At 64.8% G+C, this 3,300-nt stretch carries 6 protein-coding genes and 1 pseudogene; 5 read left to right on the plus strand and 2 right to left on the minus strand.

Annotated features, from left to right (window positions below; genetic code table 11):
* The 5 genes and pseudogenes from GSQ79_RS00695 to GSQ79_RS00715 all read left to right on the plus strand — a co-directional run.
* Positions 1-202 (plus strand): annotated as a pseudogene (locus GSQ79_RS00695) (hypothetical protein); the annotation flags it as partial.
* Positions 199-936, plus strand: coding sequence for an N-acetylmuramoyl-L-alanine amidase (locus tag GSQ79_RS00700; protein ID WP_158806820.1), 738 nt, complete (start codon positions 199-201; stop codon positions 934-936). The pseudogene GSQ79_RS00695 and the gene GSQ79_RS00700, both read left to right, overlap by 4 nt.
* 42 nt (positions 937-978) lie before the next feature.
* Positions 979-1,260 (plus strand): type II toxin-antitoxin system RelE/ParE family toxin, encoded by a 282-nt coding sequence (locus GSQ79_RS00705; RefSeq protein ID WP_158806821.1) that lies wholly within the window; start codon positions 979-981, stop codon positions 1,258-1,260.
* A 13-nt stretch (positions 1,261-1,273) separates the two neighbouring features.
* Positions 1,274-1,567 carry a HigA family addiction module antitoxin gene (locus GSQ79_RS00710; protein ID WP_158806822.1) on the plus strand — a complete coding sequence of 98 codons (294 nt, stop codon included), beginning with the start codon at positions 1,274-1,276 and terminating at the stop codon, positions 1,565-1,567.
* Entirely contained in the window at positions 1,568-1,867 is a 300-nt protein-coding gene (locus GSQ79_RS00715; RefSeq protein WP_158806823.1) for a hypothetical protein, read from the plus strand. It abuts the gene before it with no gap.
* A 106-nt stretch (positions 1,868-1,973) separates the two neighbouring features.
* On the opposite strand, the gene GSQ79_RS00720 is transcribed toward GSQ79_RS00715, so the two are convergent.
* Together GSQ79_RS00720 and GSQ79_RS29235 are read right to left on the minus strand one after the other, a co-directional pair.
* Complete coding sequence (locus tag GSQ79_RS00720) at positions 1,974-2,165, minus strand: DUF2283 domain-containing protein (RefSeq protein WP_246725019.1); 192 nt, start codon at positions 2,163-2,165, stop codon at positions 1,974-1,976.
* Positions 2,166-2,198: 33 nt separating this feature from the next.
* Positions 2,199-3,300, minus strand: a 1,102-nt coding sequence (locus tag GSQ79_RS29235; RefSeq protein ID WP_305764604.1) for a vitamin B12 dependent-methionine synthase activation domain-containing protein, incomplete at its 5' end; no start/stop codon positions are given.

A 3,300-nucleotide genomic window follows, 5' to 3' on the forward strand; every position in this document is an offset into this window, starting at 1 on the left:
CGCCGGCGGCGGCCCGGGCGCGGTGATTGCCGGCAGCCTTCTGGGCGCCGGCGCCGGCGCGCTCATCGGCGCCAACACGCGGCCTGTTCCGCCGCCGCCACCGCCGCCGGGCTATTATCCCCCGCCGCCGCCGCCCCGCTGTGCCCGCCCCGGCTACGATCCCGATGGCCGGCCGGTCTGTTACCGCTACTACGGCTATTGATCGAAGATAGCGTCTGCGTCGACGCGGTCACGCCCTCGCCGAACCACGGCGACCGGCGCGGCCGCGCGATCGACGCGCTGATCCTGCACTATACCGGCATGAGCAGCGGGGAACGGGCGCTGGCCCGCCTTCGCGATCCGGCTTCCGACGTCTCCTGCCACTACTTTGTCTGGGACGACGGACGGATCGCCCAGCTGGTGCCGGAGGCGCGGCGCGCCTGGCACGCCGGCCGCTCTTTTTGGGCCGGCGAAACCGACATGAACGCCGTGTCCATCGGCGTCGAGATCGTCAACCAGGGCCACGATGGCGGCTGCCCGCCCTACCCCGAGGCGCAGATCGCCGCGGTGATCACGCTCTGCCAGGACATTTTTACGCGCCATGCCATACCCGCCGCGCGCGTCCTGGCGCATTCCGACATCGCACCCGGCCGCAAGATCGACCCCGGCGAGTGGTTTCCGTGGGAGCGGCTAGCAGCTGCCGGCGTCGGCCTGTGGGTCGAGCCGGCCCCGATCGTCGACGGCCCGGTGCTACGGCTGGGCGACGCGGGCGATGCGGTGACGGCGCTGCAGGGGGCGTTGGCGAGGATAGGCTATGACGTGCCGGTGAGCGGGCTCTACTGCGATGCCACGGCAACGGTCGTATCGGCGTTCCAGCGCCATTGGCGACCGGCGCGGGTCGATGGCGTGGCGGATGAATCGACAAGGCGCGTGCTAGAGCAGTTGACGTCTGTCTGACTTCTCAGCAATAATACGCGGGGCGTAACGCGCCCATTCGTCATGATCCAGACCTTTGCGGACTCGAGGTGCGAGCAATTCTTTCGCCACGGGCGCACGCCGGCTCGATGGCGCAGTTTCAGCAAGGCTGCAACTCGGAAGCTGGATATGCTCGACGGCGCGGTAAAGCTCGACGATCTTCGATCGCCGCCGGGCAACCGGTTGGAAGCTTTGAAAGGTGACCGAGCGGGCCAGTTCAGCATCCGCATCAACGATCAATGGCGCGTCTGCTTTCGTTGGACCGACAGCGGGCCTGCCGACGTCGCCATCATCGACTATCACTGAGAGGATTTTCGCGATGCCTCGCTTGAAGACCCACCCGGGCGAAATTCTGCAGGAAGAATTTTTGTTGCCGCTTAAGGTCAGCGCCCGTGCACTTGCGGGCGACCTCGGCGTGCCGCCCAATCGCATCACCGAAATTATCCGCGGCGAACGCGCGGTGTCCGCCGATACGGCGATCCGCCTCGGTCTTCACTTCAACACGACGAGCCAGTTCTGGCTGAACCTCCAGATCGCGTATGATCTGTCCAAGGCCGAGCGCGACGGCGATTATGCCGGCGTGAAGACGCGGAAGATCGAGACGGCGGCTTGAATGGTGGTGACACGACGCGCGATCCGGGCGGCTTATATCTTAGTCGCCACTTTACTGCTTTCACCGAGCGCCCAAGGATACACCTTCGCCGAACTGTCGCGAATATGGTGGGAGCCGCACGGTTACGCGGAGATCGTGATCAGTGCGCTACGCAAGCGATATCCAGGTGTGACCGCCATGCGCGTGAGCGAAATTTTGTCCCAAACGGACCACACGATCTGTATGAAAATCGCGTTTTCGCCGGATTGGCAGCACGAGCAGGCGATTTGCCTCTCCCCTTATAGCGGCAGCACGTTCTAGGAGGCGTCGAGCATTAGACGCATCGCCATTGTTGTTGCGCGAAGCAGCATTTAAGAGGCCGCAAGCACAGATCCCAAAGATTGGGCCGACGGGTCGGAAGGGCCGCTTAAGCCGCAACGCCCGGCCCGGCAAAGCCTTTGCCCAGCCGCTCGGTTGCGCTCAGGATTTCGATGCCGACGATCGTGCCCTCCGCGTCGTAGTCGACCACGAGATCGGGCGCGACCTCTTCGGATTCGACGACGGCGCTGTGCGCGAACCGAACGAACAGCCGCGACGTCTGGATCATAAGAGCTTTCAAAGGCGGCGGCTCCGATCGACATGCGGTAAAGCGCTATTCCGCCGCCTGCGCCTGACGCAACGCGATCGGATCGTAGTTGAGGATCGGTGCCAGCCAGCGCTCGGCTTCCGCAACATCCATGCCCTTGCGCTTGGCGTAATCCTCGACCTGATCGCGCTCGATCTTGGCGACGCCGAAATAGGCGGCTTCCGGATGCGCGAAGTAGATGCCGCTGACCGACGAGCCCGGCCACATCGCAAAGCTCTCGGTCAGCGTGACGCCCACACGCTTCTCGGCTTCGAGCAGCCTGAACAGGGTCGCCTTTTCCGTGTGGTCGGGCTGCGAGGGGTAGCCCGGCGCGGGACGAATGCCGCGGTATTCCTCGGCCTGCAAATCCTGCGGCGAGGCGGCTTCGCCGGTCTCGTAGGCCCAGAACTCGCGGCGCACGCGCTCGTGCATCCGCTCGGCGAAAGCCTCGGCGATGCGGTCGGCGAGTGCCTTGACCATGATCGAAGAGTAGTCGTCGTTGGCGCGGGCAAAACGCTGGGCGATCTTGTCCTCGTTGGCGCCGGCGGTGACGACGAAGGCGCCGATGTAATCGGCCTTTCCACTATCCTTCGGCGCAACGTAGTCCGACAGCGCCACATTCGGCCGTCCGTCGCGCTTCACAAGCTGCTGACGCAGCGTATGCAACGTCGCGAGTTCGGTGGTGCGTGACTCGCCTGTATAGAGCTTGATGTCGTCGCCGGTGGCGTTTGCCGGCCAGAAGCCGACGACCCCTTTGGGGTCAAACCAGCGCTCGGCCACGATCTTGGCCAGCATCGCTTGGGCGTCGTCGAACAAGGCCCGCGCCGCCTCGCCCTTCTCCGGATCGTCGAGGACTTGCGGATAGCGCCCCCTGATCTCCCAGGTCTGAAAGAACGGCGTCCAGTCGATATACGGCACCAGCTCGGAAATATCGGCGTTGGTCAGCACCCGCGTGCCGGTGAACAAAGGCTTCGGCGGCTCGTAGCCGGCCCAATCGATCTTTGGGGCATTGGCGCGGGCCTTCGCCAGCGGCAGGCGCAGCTTGTCGCGCTCGCCCCGCGCATGGGTTTCCGCGACCTTGGTGTATTCCGCCTTGATGCTCTCGATGTAGGCGGCACGGGTGTCCGGC

This window comes from Beijerinckia sp. L45, from assembly GCF_009765775.1.
Classification (GTDB): domain Bacteria; phylum Pseudomonadota; class Alphaproteobacteria; order Rhizobiales; family Beijerinckiaceae; genus RH-AL1.